Source organism: uncultured Legionella sp., assembly GCF_937871865.1.
In the GTDB taxonomy this organism is placed as follows: Bacteria; Pseudomonadota; Gammaproteobacteria; order Legionellales; family Legionellaceae; genus Legionella.
This window is the reverse complement of sequence record NZ_CALMPD010000162.1, coordinates 1-16,277: the sequence shown is the minus strand read 5'-3', so window position 1 is coordinate 16,277 and position 16,277 is coordinate 1. Positions and strand designations below refer to the sequence as shown.

Below are 16,277 nucleotides of genomic sequence, written 5' to 3'. Positions count from 1 at the left end.
GATTAGTACCATTGCATGCGCGAGTATTCCTTCTGGCTTGATCAAATCAGAAATTAACTGAATAAAGCGATCTAATGGCCAGCATTTATCGAGTGTGCTGGCGGTGGGGCAAATTGCCAGTATAAATCTGTTTTGTGGTATTTGTTTGGCGGCTATACTAAGCGCGTGTTCCGAGATCCAGAGAAATGGGGAAGGAATATGATTTAATTTGAGTACAGAGGCATAGAGGCTTACTCTATGATCCATATTATCCCATTGCCAATTAATCATCTTATTGTTTGCACGTAAGAAGCGGGTAATGATTGTATTGCGTAAATCAACAACGATGTCCCATTTGGTGGTTTTACATTGTTTCCAGGCATCTAGCCAATGCAGGCGCCATTTTCTTTTAGTAATAACGAAAATATTATCAATACGTGGCATAGCCTGGAATAAATTGGCAGATATCGGGCCGCATAATATAGTGAATCTTGCATCAGGATATTGATCAAATAACGATTTAAGTGCTCCGGAACCAAGAATAACATCGCCAATAGAAGTGGATGTAATGAACAATATTCTCAAAATAAATTCTCACGCAGGAGTCGATGGAAGGATTATACTAATTCTCGAATATTTTAATAGCCAGGGCACTTTAAAACCGCTTAGTAAGCTAATGCTGATATTACGAAGCGACAGAAGCCAAGATGTTTTGACTCTAAAAGCACGTCATCCAGAGCGTAGCGAAGGATCTTCTGCATCCCGGGATCCTTCGTTGCTAGCTTCTGGATGACGGCCAAATCAACTTAATGGCAGTGCAGTTTAGCCTGGAGCATAGTCGCTGATTTCGCTTTCTTCCATAGAGTCACATTCAAGGGACAGGCAATCCTCATCTGACGTTGATTCAGGTTCTTTTAATACTGTTTTTTCTTTATTAAGAAGAATCGATGAGGTCGACAAAGCCACAGGTTCTATTTCTTTTGCTTGTTTAAACGCTTGTGAGGACAGATCAAGTAAACTTTTTAGAGACAAGACCAGGTTATCCCGAGCGGACTCATCTTTTTGTATTTGTATGTTCAGTGCGGGAATGGTGTGTGTCTCCAGAGTTTTTTTACTCTGACTGTTTCTTCCCATCAGATTGGTATTCATTTCAATGACCAGTAAATTTTCTTTTATTGCAGAATCATCCTGGTGCGCTTTTATACTATAAACCAGAGCCGCGATCCCAACACCTAGCGTTGCGAGAAATAATGAGGCTGCAGGTATAATCACCAAAGAGTAGAGTAAGGCTGGAGCAATAAAAAAGGGGATGACTTCACTCAATGTTAAAATTAATGGGATACAAAAGATAAACGTTAGAGCTAATAAAAGCATGCCTGGAGCTCCAAGACTATCTCGTGATTTAATGTTATTCGCTGAGGAGAGTTCAAGATCCTTATTTTGCATTGTTAACTTCATATTCGTAGCGTTTAAATTGGGGGTGCTCTCATTTAATGATTTTAATTTAGAGTTCAATCCATTGAGTTTTGTCAGTTGAGTGCTGATGCTTTGTTTTTTTATTTTGAGGCTGGATTCAGTATTTGCTGCTTGATGTTCATAATCTAAATGTTGTCTCATCAGTTTTAAAATAGCATTAAGTGCGTCAATTTCTGAAGCCGAAAGCCTGGTTTTTGGGGTATGCAGATATTTTTGTAATTCTTCGATGAAATAAGGGTAATTGATTTGCCCTGCGTCCTGAATTAAATCAGAGCATTTTTTATCAAGAGCATTGATTTGATCCTGAAGAGTTTTTGTTAATGAGTTTCTATTTCTGGTTGATAAAGTTTCCTCTATACCTTCCCCTGTTTTATTGTATCCAATGGTTGCTTGCCTTCGTTGATTACGTTGATAGGAGTGGGTGAGTCTGATATCACTGCGTGATTCAATCTCTTTAAGCTTTGCCTGTATCGTATACTGTTCTTGAAGTAGTGTTTGTATTTTCAATTCATATTCAATAATCGTATTTCTGATTTTCTCAACTACTCGATTATGTTCATCGAGGCGCGATTTTTGTATTAATGTAGGGGGAGAGCCAGGATGTTGAGTGACTTCAACTTTGGGAGGGGCTTCCATTAATCGGTTCAGTTTATGTTGCAGTAATCTGCATTCTGTTTCATGACTGCTTATTTGAGTGGGAATTTGTTTTAGTTCTCGACTCAAACGTCTTTTGGCTTCATCATCTTTTGATTTTTCTGATAGCTCCTGTTTTTTTTGCTTCTCATCTTCTCTTAATTGGGTTTTATGAGCTTGTTCTTCCAGAGCCTTTTGTACTTTAATGCGATTGGTTTCTTTTATTTTAGTCAGTGTATCTGCGATATTGCTTTGTACATAAGGAATTGGAGCTTTACTGAGAATAAGTGCTTTTAACACCGGGAATTCAGGGGTATTGTCCGATAAATACTTATTTATTTGTTCCGTCATTAATTCAGGTATATTGAAATCGGCTAAAAGCATAATCACTCCAGATTATCATTTTAATCGATGTTAGAATAATTTATAACTTCCGGCAACAGCGGGGGGATTTTTTAACGAGAACTCCATAATTTCATCGCACATTAGTTGGCGTTCAGTAACGAAAAATCCAGTTTTTGCTAATGAAAAACCTTGATCTAGCAGGCTTTTAGAAAAACCAAGGGAAGGAATATATAATATTAATCCTAAAAAAACTTCCATAATTCCACCAATCAGGTACAGGGATGGATTATTTATTTTTAATTCTGTTGCCAGATTTTTATAAGCCGTAATGGATTCATGTGTTGAGGGATGGGATAACAATTGGGACGTGCGAGTTATCACTTCCAGCATCAAGCGTTGCCCACTCACTTTATTATCATGCTGTTCTTTTAAGTGTTTAAGGAGCTTAAGTCCTATGGCTTTAATATCCTGTTCGGCAGCAGGTAATTGATTCAGTTTCTCCTCACATTGCAGCATTCTCATTTTAATTAATTGATCTACTCTTGCATGAGGGCAGTTCATATCTCGCCAATATATAAGCCAGGATTTTCGTTTGTCTTTGATTAAGGCATCGTAGTTTGCATTGATATAAGTGTCTAATGCATTCCATATGATTTTGCGGTGGAAATTCATTCCGCGTCCTTTTACATTTGCTGCGGCTATATCAAGACATTGTTCAAATTCATCTTTTTGGATTGGTCTGTTCAATTTAAATGATTTCATTAAATTATAATAAATTGATGACAATGCCCCCCGGTCGATGGCGTCTTTGCAAGAAAAATTATAACTAATAGACTGGTTCGCCGGGGTGCATTTATTTATTATAAAATCAGTAAGCTCAAATTTGGTGAAATGCAGCCACACGGCTTGTTGCTGAGCCAGAGACAGACTTTCTCCTTCACGGATTCCCATGGAATCAAAACTGCTTTTTAACAAGCTCTGCAAAATTTGAGATTGATTCTTTTTATTAGAAAATAATATGCTCCTGAATTCGGGGCTAATTTTGAAATCAGAGACACCACTTTTATGTCGTTTTCCTTCAGCTATATCAAGTAATTCATCAAAGACTTGTTGATGTGCCAGATTTTTCCTGGTGTTTTTATAATAGTTTGAATCCATTAGGGCTTGGCTTGCAGGAAGAGTAATCACTACTGTCTTCAATTCCGAATCCTGCTCTAACGAATGAAGTTCGATGCTAAAGGCTTTTTCATTTCCACCAGCAATATCAAACATTCCCTCTCTATCTAGACCGAGGTTATTAAAATAAATATGGCAAATAGATTGTTCTTCTGGGTATTTTTTAGCATTAATTTTCAGCCAATATTTGAATAATGGACTAATTCGTACTGAACCATTATGCCGTTGTGCCTGAGTGCTGAAGCGAAACTCCAGATTGGATGAGAATTTATTGTAGGAGAAATGTTTTATCGAAGGCAGATTTGTATCATGTTGGGGTTTAAAATTGGAGGTAAATAATGTCGAAAAGCGACTAAGCAAGCTTTCTACTTTCATTGGTGATAGTTTATTTACAACCTTATCCTGATCAACCAGTTCTTCCGCAATTTTATCTCCGATATTCACTTGTCTGGGGCGGGTTTGGGCGCTAATAAGGTTTATCCAGTTTGCATTTTCAAGAATATGATTGTTATTGAAGTAAACAGCGTAGATTAAATTATCCAGATCTTCGATTGACTCTACAGTTTGATATAAAGATTCAATATTATTTTCAAGATAGGCAATAGTGTACGAATATAAATCACCATAGGCGAAGTTGGCATCATATTGCTCTTTCAGTTTATCCAGCTCGATTAATCCCGGTAATAAATTTATAATTTGTGGGCTGATAAAAGGATATAATTGTTGTAGATATGCATGACAATTTTGATTATGCATCATATCACTTGAGATACGGACGTTTCTGTCTGTGTTAGGTGTCATATTTCGTTATGCGCTCCATTTGTATTTATTGTAACAAATTAGAGCTATTTAAGCTAGCCGTGCTGCTTCTGCTATTTGTTAAATTAAGTATATCGTTAGCTTCTCCTTGAAGCATAGAAAAATATGATTTTGAGATGTTTGATATGATGTATTTGATATTTATGTAGCTAATATGTTATTTACTATGCTTATATAGTGTTACTTTATTGCATATTCCAAAATAATTGAATTTCGACCATTGGGCCTATTATCAAATGATTAAACATGATTCAACAATAGATGAACAGGAACTCCATAAATTTGCACAACACGCAGATCACTGGTGGGATAAAGAAGGACCACTTAAAACATTGCATGACATAAATCCTACACGACTTGATTTTATAAAAAATCATGCAAGCTTAGAGGGCGCGCGCGTCCTTGATGTTGGTTGTGGGGGAGGGATTTTATGTGAAGCTCTGGCGCGTTGTGGTGCTGATGTTACAGGTATTGATGCAGAAGCTGACGCAATTAAAAGTGCGTCGGAACATGCCAGGCAACAGAACCTGTCTATTCACTATAAAGCTACGCCTATAGAAGAGTTTGAGGCAGAGCGCTTTGATATAATAACCTGCATGGAGATGTTAGAGCATGTTCAACGACCTGAGCAGGTAATCCAACACTGTAAACGATTACTTAAACCAGGCGGCATTCTGTTTTTATCTACAATAAGCCGAACGCTGAAAGCATATGCCAGTGCCATTATTGTTGCTGAGTATCTATTAAATTTATTGCCCAAACAAACCCATGATTATGATAAATTCATAAAGCCCAGTGAGTTGGCTTCTATGGCACGTGCTTATGGTTTTACTTTAGTTGACTTAAATGGTTTAAATTTTAATCCAATCAGCCGGATTGCTACCCTGAATAATGATGTGAGTATTAATTATTTAATGGTATTGCGTGGGAATGTCTAGGTACCGGGAGCGTTCACACAGTGGCGTCAACTTAAGGAGTTTTGTGTCACATGCCCCTTTCTCTAACTCTCGCCGCCATTAGGTTAAGAAAAGTACGTCATCCTGAGCATGGCGAAGGATCTCCTGAATCCAGGAAGATCCTTCGTCGCTAGCTCCTCAGGATGACGGCCAAATCCTTATTTTTTATAATGACGACAGTTTTTCTGATTTTAATAAATTATATGCATGGTGCACACTTGCTTTCTGGGGGCGATTGCAAAGACGCATTTTATGGGATAAGTAAAACTTTTCCACAAAAACCAGAAATCAGTCTCACTCGCTACTGCTTATTCGAATTACCACGAGAACGCCATGGTAATTCGGTATAGTATCGGCTATAACTTGCGTTATTATTCGGGTTCTTTTTTCTTGGTATATCGTTCCTGGTAACGCTGATGAGCATATTTAGCTTGATCAGGGGTTACTTCATCGATCTCATTTCCATAAATATCGACGCGTGCAGCACCGGGTTTTTGGCAATTTAAATAAGCTGGTGATGCACTATAATAACTTAACGCTTCTCTCAGTGATTTTTTACTAAAAGGAGGGGAGTCCAAGCGTTCATAAAAATCGATAATATCATCAAATATTCCAATTTTAAGTGGCTTTACCTGATTACCTTTCTTGAAAAAAGCATTGGGGAAATGCTCAATTAACCAATCTATAATTTGTAATTTATCTTTTTTTACTGGATTTGTCTGTTGGTTCATAGTTCTACTCGGATACACGACTTCTGGAATAAGCTACCACAACTTATACCATAATCAAGCAGCAAATACTTCAATCTGGTGAAAATTTTATTAAATACAGGTTGGTTGGGATTCATTTTGTTCTAAATATCCTTGTTGCGCCTTTAAGTGAGTAGCATAAATTGATATTGCTACGAATGAATGTGCTGCGCTCATAGATTCCCGGATTCGTAGTTGCATCCAAGTAATGAGTCGATCCGTTGAATGTTTCTCAACGTCTCGTAAACATAAATGGACATTAAGGCAGATGTCACTACATTTGGATTTATTGCTCTATTTCCTGTAAGAAATTTCTCAATTCAATTGCGGATAATTCCAATTTAAATCACAGTTTTTTACCGTAAGATATAATAACCTATTGTATATTATCATTTTTTTATTTTTGATGTTTGTTTTTTTGACGTATTATTCTGAGCTTATTTCCTTGAAGTACCCTTGCGAATCAACGATTCTATTGCTAAATTCTAATCATGGCTTGTAAGGATATAAGTCAATCAAAGGGAATTGCAATCAGATGGAACTGATTTGTCAGGATGACAATAAGAACTGGAGTTCTTATACGGATGACTGCGAAAAGCCAGGGCTTGCCCTGGCTTTCTTATTTATGCGACTAAATAACCTGAATTTGACAGGAATTTTTTGTCAGGATAATAAGCGAAAATTACAGAACCATTTTTGATGGTATTGATCACAGGCTTTGCTAATGTGTCAGCAATAGCAGGGCATCCCCAGGACAAGCCTGCACGGCCAGCCTTTTTGATAAAGGAAGGCTCTACATACCATGCACCATGAATCACAACGCGTCGGTTATATGCGTTATCATTAAATCCTCTGTCGAGGCCTTGAAGATTTAATGAATATCCCTTGTGGCCTATGTAGGTGTTCTTCGTAATATAAGTGCCAAGGCTTGATTGTTTGCTTGATTCTCTATTTGAGAAATGGTTCGCAACCACTCCTGAATTTTTACCATGAGCTACATAAGTGTTATATAATAATTTTTCATTGCGAACATCGAATACCCACATACGTTGTTTGTTTGATGGTAGAGAATAATCGATTACAGTTAATACGGGTTTTTTAACCGCCCCTTCTTTATGAGCATTTGTATATGCAGTCAATGCAAGCTTCAGGACATTTTTGTTGAGCTGAGGTGCTTTGTTACTCAAATGCTGAACTTGGGTATTGATATCTGGTCCAGGCTTTGCAAATGAAGGGGCACTGGAAGTGATATTGCTCGTTAATATGACGGTTGAGATAAGAGTTAATAAAGTGTTCATACTGCTCCATTCTTCTTGCTAAATCACCGTTATTGGTCATTAAAAAAGATGGTGATTATATTGCCAAATGCAACAATTGTAAAATCATAAGGGCTTTGATTGATCATTGGGGAATAATTTTAATCAAATCATAAGGTTAATAAATTCACAAAAACCACAATAGACTGATAATTAACCAATTGGTGTATAATTAGATCCGATCGGGTTGGCTAAATCAAGTCTTTTTGTTTAATATTTGAGCCATTGGTCTTGAATTTGTTCTGGTGCTGGTAGTGTAAAAATGGATTTTTACTTTATTAGAATGACTAATCGTCATATAATTCACAACAAATTTTAACCAATACATTTCATTTGTACTGGTTCTAAACTATGATCTTTTATTGATATTTTATGAGGGTCTGTTGACCCCGGATTTCGGAGAACAATATGCTGGAAAAGCAGTCCATTTATTTACCAGAGGGTTTACGAGCTGCCATTAATAAGGCTTATCGAGCCGATGAGCTGTCATTGATCACAGAACTTTGTGATAAAGCGGCAATTGAGCCACAACAAAGGACTGCCATTCGAACTACTGCCATGAAACTGGTTGAGTCTGTACGTCAGGAGCGTAAAAAGAGTACGGGTATCGATTCTTTTCTTACTGAATATGCATTATCCAGCGATGAAGGCATTGCTCTTATGTGTCTGGCTGAAGCTTTATTACGAGTTCCTGATAATGCGACTATAGACAATTTGATCAAAGATAAACTGGCTGGCGGTGACTGGAAGTCGCATCGAGGACAAAGTGATTCATTCTTTGTTAATGCTACAACCTGGGCTTTGATGTTAACTGGGAAAGTATTAACACCAGAAAAAGCAGAAAATACTGTAACTAAAGCACTGATGAAACTGGTGAACCGTAGTAGTGAGGCAGTTGTCAGAACTGCTGTTGATAAAGCAATGCGTATAATGAGTAAGCAATTTGTAATGGGGCGTACTATTAATGAAGCCTTAACTCGAGCTAAAAAGAAAGAAAGCAAAGGATACCGATATTCATACGACATGCTGGGCGAAGCAGCATTAACTTCAGTTGATGCACAACGTTACTTTGACGCATATAAAAAAGCAATTGAGTCTATTGGCCAACAGGCAGATAAAAACTCTAACATCTACAAACGTGCCGGTATCTCCATCAAATTATCAGCGATTCACCCACGTTACAATGAATCGCAGTATGAGCGTGTTATGGAGGAATTACCCCCAAGACTATTGGCTCTTTCGCGATTAGCAAAAGAATACGGCATTGCTTTAACCGTTGATGCAGAGGAGTCAGAACGTCTGGATCTATCATTAGATGTTATTGAACGTGTATTTAATGACGACAGTCTGGAAGGATGGGATGGATTTGGTTTAGCAGTCCAGTCTTACCAAAAAAGAGCCTTTTATGTTCTGGAGTGGGTTGCTGCTCTTGCACGAAGTAAAAAACGCCGAATTATGGTTCGTTTGATTAAAGGTGCTTATTGGGATAGTGAAATCAAGAAGACCCAAATGCAGGGATTTTCAGAATATCCCGTATTTACGCGTAAGGTATTTACAGATGTTTCATTCCAGGCTTGCGCTAAAAAAATATTGACTATGACCGATGCTATATACCCTCAGTTTGCAACTCATAATGCTTATTCTGTAGCGATGATTCTTAATATTGTGGGCGAATATAGAGATTTTGAATTCCAATGTTTGCACGGAATGGGGAATGAACTTTATGAACAGGTAGTTCCTGCTGACTGTTATGGAATTCCCTGTCGTATTTATGCGCCTGTTGGTACTCACGAAGATTTACTGCCATATCTGGTGCGCCGATTGTTAGAAAATGGTGCCAACTCTTCATTTGTTAATAGAATTGTTGATGATAATGCACCTATTACAGATCTAGTGGAAGATCCTGTTGAGAAGGCCAAGTCTTTATTTAATAGCATGAATAAGAATATTCCATTACCAGATGCCATCTTTATGCCCTCAAGAAAAAATTCTAAAGGCCTGGATTTTACAAACAGACATGAACGAGCATTATTGCAACAGGAAATGGCGAAGTTAGATGCCAATCAATGGAAAGCTGGTCCTATGGTTGCTGGGCGCGTATTGTTTGACTCTCCTCAATCAGTTACATCTCCACAACAACCCTCGCTGGTTGTTGGTTCTGTACAAAATGCAAGTTTGGATGATGTAGAAAAGGCATTGACTCACGCCGGAGAAGTTTTTCCAATATGGAGCAATACTCCAGTTGAAGAACGCGCTGCATGTTTGAACCGATTCGCTGATTTGTTGCAGGCAAATATGGTTGAGTTTTTGACTCTGGCTTGTCTTGAGGCGGGTAAGACATGGAATGATGGCGTGGCGGAAGTACGAGAAGCAATCGATTTTTGCCGTTATTATGCAGTGATGGCACAGCAATTAATGGCAGTAGCAACACGGCTAAATGGATATACAGGCGAGATAAATGAATTGAGCTTGCATCCTCGTGGCATAATACTTTGTATCAGTCCCTGGAATTTTCCTTTGGCTATTTTTACGGGCCAAGTGGTTGCAGGGCTGGTAACAGGAAACTGCGTTATAGCAAAACCTGCGGAACAAACTCCATTAATAGCTGCCTACGCGGTTAAATTAATGCATCAGGCAGGTATACCTACCGGGGCGATACAATTGCTTCCAGGGGCAGGAGAGACGGTAGGTGCTGCTCTTGTATCTGATAAGCGGATAAAGGCTGTTCTGTTTACTGGTTCAACTGATACCGCTAATCTTATTAATCGTACTCTTGCTACTCGTGGTGGGGAAATCATTCCTTTAATCGCTGAAACTGGCGGTCAAAATGCCATGATTGTAGATTCCTCTGCTTTGTTGGAGCAGGTAATTGTTGACGCTGTGAATTCTGCTTTTGGTAGTGCAGGGCAACGATGTTCTGCATTAAGGGTTCTCTATGTTCAGGAAGAAGTTTATCCAAGAGCTGTAGAGTTACTTAAGGGAGCAATGAATGAGCTGGTAGTTGGTGATCCTCGTTGGTTAACTACAGATGTAGGTCCAGTGATTGATAAAGATGCATTAGCCATTTTAAAAAATCATGTGGATACTATGAAGAAGCGTCATGAAATAATATTCCAATGCCCACTTACAGAAGAGAGTGAGTCAGGATTTTTCATGCCTCCTACGGCAATTGCTATAGACAGTATTAATTCTCTTGAAAAAGAAGTATTTGGTCCTGTCTTACATGTTGTTCAATTTAAAAGAAAAAATCTTGATAAAGTGTTGGATGAGATCAATCAGACCGGTTATGGACTGACCTTGGGAATTCACAGTCGAATCAATGAGACAGTTGAATACATTCGTAAACGAATGCACGCAGGTAACTGTTATGTTAATAGGAATATGGTTGGCGCAGTAGTTGGCTTGCAACCTTTTGGCGGTGAGGGTTTATCAGGCACTGGTCCCAAAGCTGGAGGCCCTAACTATCTGGTACGTTTATGTCATGAACGCACTTATACCGTTGATACAACAGCCGCAGGCGGGAATGCCAGCTTGATGTCTTTACCAGAAGAGTTGTAGTTTACCTCAGTGACCCATTAATAGAGCCCGGTTGCAAGCAACCGGGACTTTCTGGTAATTAAACTATCTCATCTCCTTAATATACTGAATGCAATGCATTTAGCTCTTTCAGTGCTACTTCATATTCATCTTGATCAAGGTCAATTTTAGTGTCTATGCTTTCTAATTCATGAAATGTTACAAAGGAAGAATATTTTTGCACGTCAGTCTTGGATTCTATGGTTACTCTTTTTATCACGGTCAGAATCAATTTTCGTACCGGTTCTGGCAATTTTGCAAAACTTTCTTTTGCTTCTCTCCAAAAGGTTTGTTCACAATAAACATAAGGGACTTTCCTGTAATCATATAACATTCGTTCTACATGATTTTTTTGAAAATCTAAGGGGGATAAATTTTTCAAGTAGTCTGAGGCATTATTTAATGATTCATTACGAATAGTGGTTACGTGATATGAATGATCTTTCAGGAGAGAGAGCCAATGGAACACTTGCAATTGCTCTGAAGAATATATGGGTTCATCCGGGATAAATTTCAAATCCAGCCATTCGCAATGAATGAATCGGTATTCTCCACGATAACCACCAGGTTTTAACAGGCACTTGGGGTAGTATCCTGCAATAGAGGAGCTGACAGAAGTTGCGTTAGCATAAAATGCAATAGTATTTAGTTTGACAAACAGTTCTGAAACATTTGCCATGGAGGAAAATGAAACCTCACAGAAAACATAAAAGCAAAGAACGAGGCAATTTTAAATTTAAAAAAAGCTGATTTTGCATGATTCATTTTGTACATTCCTTTGAATTAGTGAGGCACATCAATGTGAACCACATTATGTATATATAATTTTATTTAATCAAATGACATTCTCTTGCTCTGACTTTCTTAGCTCGATTGTTTGTCGCCGGGGTTTATGGGGATGAGATTGCCCTTACAGGACTATTGTTTCGCACGCAAACGGATATGAGTTGCATTTTCAGGAATAGGTGGTGATGTAATGATTGGCATAGTTGCCCGGCTGCAAGCAACCGAGCTACGTTATCTTGCGTATTTTAATGGCGTTTGGCTAATAACCAGGGGATTAAGACAAACAGGATTAGTCCGCCTATTAAAAATCCTTCGAATAAATAGACATTGCCGATGGGGATTTGTGATGGGGGTATAAAACCTACAATCATTGCGGCAATACAGCATAATATTCCTGTACCTGCAACAAACCACATCACGATGTTTCCACCAGGGATGGTATATCCACGCGGATGATCTGGTTTGGAATAACGTAATTTAACAGCTGCTGCAAACATGATAATGTAGACCAGCAATGCCATTTGTGCGCTTAAATCACTCAAAATCCAATAAGCAGCATTAATAGAATCCAGAAATATAAAAATGGTACTTAATATGGTAAATATCACACCCTGCGTGATGAGTATGGTCACGGGAGCTCCGTGTTTATTGACTCTCGCAAATCGTGCTGGAAGCGAGCCATCTCTTGCTGATACCAATAACCCTTTGGTTGGTCCTATAATCCATGCAGAAACACCGCTAAGCCCGCCTAATATAATAAGTACGGCAATAACATAAGTCATCCAGGGCATTTTATAGGAAGCAAAAAAGATGGCGTAGGCGTCAATTAAACCGGAAACGACGCTTAAGCTGTCATTAGGAACCACTATAACGATGGCTAATGAGCCGAGAGACAGGGTTGAGATAATAACCAGGGTAGAATAAAATAATGCCCTAGGATAGTCTCTTTGCGGGTTTTTAACTTCTTCTGCGTGAACGGCAGACATTTCCATTCCAATCAAACCAAATAAAACAGCAGAGAATAAGGCCACATTACCGAATGAGCTAAAATCAGGAAGCCAGGAGCTGGGATAATTGACTGCCGTTGGTTTCCCTTGAATCATCCATAACATTGCCAGAAGGATAATGATAAGCATTGGTAAAACAGTTCCAATTGTCGCACCTACGATACTGACAATACTGGATAATTTCATTCCAAAGCAATTCAAAAGGGTAAACAGCCAAAAAAGACTAAGAGCCGTTCCTAATAAATAAAATTTATTATTGGCCAGCTGAGGGGCTATTAAATACGATAAGGTTGCTGCGATAAACGCAAGCATGGTTGGATACCATACCACGTTATAAATCCATTGGAGCCAAATAGTTATAAAACCGGCTCGTCTGCCAAATGCCTCTCTAACCCACACATAAATCCCGCCCGTATTGGGGTATGCTGTTGCTAATTCGGCTGCAACCAGAGCTACAGGAATAAAAAAAGCAAAGGCGGCTATGATGTAATAGGATATCAGTGATAAACCCAGTTTTGCACTGATTGGCAAGGTTCGTAAGCTGTCTACAGCAATTATGTTAATCATAACCAAAGAAAAGACGCTTAGAACTTTTTTTGAATGACTCATAATTAATCCTTAATGGGAACAGTAAGGGTGATTTACAGACAGATTACTGCAAGAAGACGTGTTTAATTTAGTAATAAAATAGTTGGCCATGCACCTGGATCATCTTAAATGGTTAACCGTCAACTTTATCATTGTAAATAAAAAAAATCAATGTGTTGCTGTGAGTTTCAATACAGAACGTCACTCCAGGTGTTGTTCAGGTCTTGTGCTGGCAGAAATGATTTCCATCCAGGAGCGAAGTCGAGCGATAGCATGGCTCTTAATTGCGCCTTGTACTTCATCAAGGTTTTGAGGCTTTCTCATCTACGGTCATGTACTTTTAAATCCAATAATTAATCGAAACAACAATGTTATTGGAACTTAGGTCAACACGAGCATTGCCGTTAGGATCTATCAAGCCATAGATACTCGGTATTTGCATTTTTATGACATTTCCATAATCTACATAATTATATTCTGCACGTAATGACCAATTGTTCTTAAAAGCCCATTCGATACCAGCGCCTACTAGTGGGCCAGTCTGGTTGGTTTTTTGAGAATAATAATCTCCTCCTTCATTAGAGTATGTCAATTCAGAGTTCGCTAAGCTGGCTCCTGCCGTTAAATATGGGAGTAAAAGGCTGGCATTCCAATTAAGGGTACGACCTACTCGAGCTTTAATAGAACTTTGTTTTTGCCTTTTAAAGGAGAAACGATCAGATACGATGGAAAAATCGGGGCAGTCACACGCTAATGTTTCAGTTTTATTGGTGTTAAAAGCGATATTCGCTTCTATTCCTGATACAAAATTGTTGGAAAATTGATGCATAAAGCCTAATTGTATACCAGGAAGAAGTCTTGAGAAATCCGAACTTATATTACATTGTTCGCTGGGGTTGGTAAAACCTAACTGTTGGGAACCTAATTGGATAGAGTTAAAAACAAGCCCAGCATTTATGCCCGCATAAAATCCTGTCCAACTGTTTGAAAATGAATAGCGTGCAGAGTCATTATCAGCATAAGCAGCTCCAGCCATACCCAGTATTACTACCACTCCTTTAGCTATTATCGAACATTTACTCATGGTGCTATTACCTTTAAAGGATTAGAAACAATGCCATCTTTTGTGCCAATAATGGTACAGGAACCGTTTGTCCCGTACATCTTCAGATAGGTTTGCGACTGAGTCTGACCAATACGGCAGGTGACATTACCGGTCTGGTTGCTGATGGTGTAAATGGTAGGGCTCGATCCTGGTACTGCTAACGGCCCCAATATAACCGGTCTACCACAACAAACAACCGCAGGATTATAAATAGGAGAGCCATTTACGGTCGCAGGGATATCAACGGAGGATGGCGGAGGAGGGGGAGGTGTTGGGTAGCCCAGGAAGTTAAATTGAACGTAAGTAGGAGCTCCTGCTGGTAAATAGGAAAGTGTGTAAATTGGAGTTTGTAACGTAGTTCCTGTAAATGTGACAGAGTCAAAGGTGCCTGTAATCCCTGATGAGGAAAGCAGGGTGTACTGGCCAGGCTGAGCGCTTGGAGGCAGATTAATTTCCAGAATACCGGCAAGGGATGCGGCTCCTGTGACTGCGACTGAAGACGTGCTGTTTGAATTTATATCGATATGAACAAGGCTTCCCAGACTACCAGAAGAGGCTGAATTTAAAGACAAGCTACCAATATTAAGTGTTTGTCCTGGTTCTGGGGAGATTGTTCCTGAATTAACAAAGACATCTCCTGTTAATGTTCCATTTCCACTGAGTGTGCCTCTTTGTGAACTGAAACTATTGTTTCTACAAACGAAGACAGGCGCTTGATTGATCTGCCCATTCACTTTGAAATTGGCATTGTCGATTTTGACTGTTCCTTGATAATCGGTTGTCCCTTGGTATATAACTGAACCATTTCCTTTGACAAAAACGTTAGTTCCCCCGGATCCAAAAACAGTATCGTCAGTAAACGCGACCTGATTGCCCAGATTCAACACATCAGCTGTATCGTTCGCCATTAATGTGAGAGAAGAACCTGTACGCAAAAAAATACTATTTCCTAATTCTGAACCATCCACACCATCAGAAGCTCCTGGACTGCCAGTGCCATAGTCTCCTTTTGTCACTGTATTATTTGATGTGTTGAAGTGTGTTACCCCTCCAGGAAGCGCTTGAATTGTAATATTCAAATTACTGTCAACAAAGACAGCGCCTCCGAGGCCACTCCCTCCGCCACCGCCACCGCCTCCAGAGCCTGAACCGACGATATTAGCTCCCATTCCACCAGCGCCTCCGCCGAGGTTGCCACTATCAACTCCACCCATAGCATTAGAGCTATTTGAGGGACCACCCCCGCCGCCACCGCCTCCGCCAAGAGAGTTACCACCTCCTGCCGAGGTCATGCCAGATTGGTTAACACCACCTCCGCCACCGCCTCCGCCAAATCCACCTGAACCAGCTTGCACGCTATAATCCAGCTCATAAGCACCGGTGCCTGAGCCACCCCCGCCGCCGCCATAACCGCCTTGTCCGGCTTGTCCGTCAACTCCATTTGTAGGAGCTACCAGGACTATTCCGCCTCCACCGCCTCCAGCACCATCTCCTCCATTGCCTCCAGAAGGTATGGCACTGTCTATCACGTGAGAGCGAAGCGGTGGTATGCTGCCCTTAGCCGGTGTTCCATTTGTCCCGGAGCTTCCTCCGCCTCCACCACCAGCAGGTGAACCTCCTCCTATTGCACCGCCACCGCCGCCGCCTCCTGCATTAGCCCCACCACTATTTCCACTTGCACCAGAACCTGCAGTAATTGTGAGGCCATAAGCACTTCCATCGAGACCGACATTCTGATCAGGTCCTCCATTTCCTAAGTTAGTAAG

Annotated in this window: 11 protein-coding genes and 1 pseudogene; 2 read left to right on the top strand and 10 right to left on the bottom strand. The window is 39.7% G+C overall.

The genetic code is table 11. The annotated features are described in order from the left end of the window. From Q0495_RS09090 to Q0495_RS09080, 3 genes are all read right to left on the bottom strand, one after another. Positions 1-564 (bottom strand): glycosyltransferase family 9 protein (locus Q0495_RS09090; RefSeq protein ID WP_298625195.1); only part of this gene is annotated, 564 nt, incomplete at its 3' end. A gap of 237 nt (positions 565-801) precedes the next feature. Next, positions 802-2,472 (bottom strand): Dot/Icm T4SS effector LegC3/PpeA, encoded by a 1,671-nt coding sequence (gene legC3 / locus Q0495_RS09085; protein WP_298625193.1) that lies wholly within the window; start codon positions 2,470-2,472, stop codon positions 802-804. Between the two features lie 30 nt (positions 2,473-2,502). Next, entirely contained in the window at positions 2,503-4,410 is a 1,908-nt protein-coding gene (locus Q0495_RS09080; RefSeq protein ID WP_298625191.1) for a hypothetical protein, read from the bottom strand. Positions 4,411-4,664: 254 nt separating this feature from the next. Between Q0495_RS09080 and ubiG the strand changes: the two genes are divergently transcribed. After that, positions 4,665-5,366 carry a bifunctional 2-polyprenyl-6-hydroxyphenol methylase/3-demethylubiquinol 3-O-methyltransferase UbiG gene (ubiG, locus tag Q0495_RS09075; RefSeq protein ID WP_298625189.1) on the top strand — a complete coding sequence of 234 codons (702 nt, stop codon included), beginning with the start codon at positions 4,665-4,667 and terminating at the stop codon, positions 5,364-5,366. Positions 5,367-5,755: 389 nt separating this feature from the next. Here the strand turns inward: ubiG and Q0495_RS09070 are convergent, their stop codons facing one another. Both Q0495_RS09070 and Q0495_RS09065 read right to left on the bottom strand, forming a co-directional pair. After that, positions 5,756-6,115, bottom strand: coding sequence for a ProQ/FinO family protein (locus Q0495_RS09070; protein ID WP_298625187.1), 360 nt, complete (start codon positions 6,113-6,115; stop codon positions 5,756-5,758). A 641-nt stretch (positions 6,116-6,756) separates the two neighbouring features. Next, positions 6,757-7,431: a murein L,D-transpeptidase catalytic domain family protein gene (locus tag Q0495_RS09065; RefSeq protein WP_298625185.1), complete on the bottom strand. Its 675-nt coding sequence runs from the start codon at positions 7,429-7,431 to the stop codon at positions 6,757-6,759. Positions 7,432-7,857: 426 nt separating this feature from the next. On the opposite strand from Q0495_RS09065, the gene putA reads away from it, so the two are divergent. Next, positions 7,858-11,007 (top strand): bifunctional proline dehydrogenase/L-glutamate gamma-semialdehyde dehydrogenase PutA, encoded by a 3,150-nt coding sequence (putA, locus tag Q0495_RS09060; protein ID WP_298625183.1) that lies wholly within the window; start codon positions 7,858-7,860, stop codon positions 11,005-11,007. A gap of 76 nt (positions 11,008-11,083) precedes the next feature. On the opposite strand, the gene Q0495_RS09055 is transcribed toward putA, so the two are convergent. From Q0495_RS09055 to Q0495_RS09035, 5 genes and pseudogenes are all read right to left on the bottom strand, one after another. Beyond that, positions 11,084-11,704, bottom strand: a complete 621-nt coding sequence (locus Q0495_RS09055) for a hypothetical protein (protein WP_298625181.1) — start codon at positions 11,702-11,704, stop codon at positions 11,084-11,086. A gap of 352 nt (positions 11,705-12,056) precedes the next feature. After that, complete coding sequence (locus Q0495_RS09050) at positions 12,057-13,427, bottom strand: amino acid permease (protein WP_298625179.1); 1,371 nt, start codon at positions 13,425-13,427, stop codon at positions 12,057-12,059. 180 nt (positions 13,428-13,607) lie between these two features. Next, positions 13,608-13,730 (bottom strand): hypothetical protein, encoded by a 123-nt coding sequence (locus Q0495_RS09045; protein ID WP_298625177.1) that lies wholly within the window; start codon positions 13,728-13,730, stop codon positions 13,608-13,610. Between the two features lie 16 nt (positions 13,731-13,746). Beyond that, positions 13,747-14,490, bottom strand: a complete 744-nt coding sequence (locus Q0495_RS09040) for an outer membrane beta-barrel protein (RefSeq protein ID WP_298625175.1) — start codon at positions 14,488-14,490, stop codon at positions 13,747-13,749. Continuing rightward, positions 14,487-16,277: pseudogene (locus Q0495_RS09035) on the bottom strand (hypothetical protein); the annotation flags it as partial. The pseudogene Q0495_RS09035 and the gene Q0495_RS09040, both read right to left, overlap by 4 nt.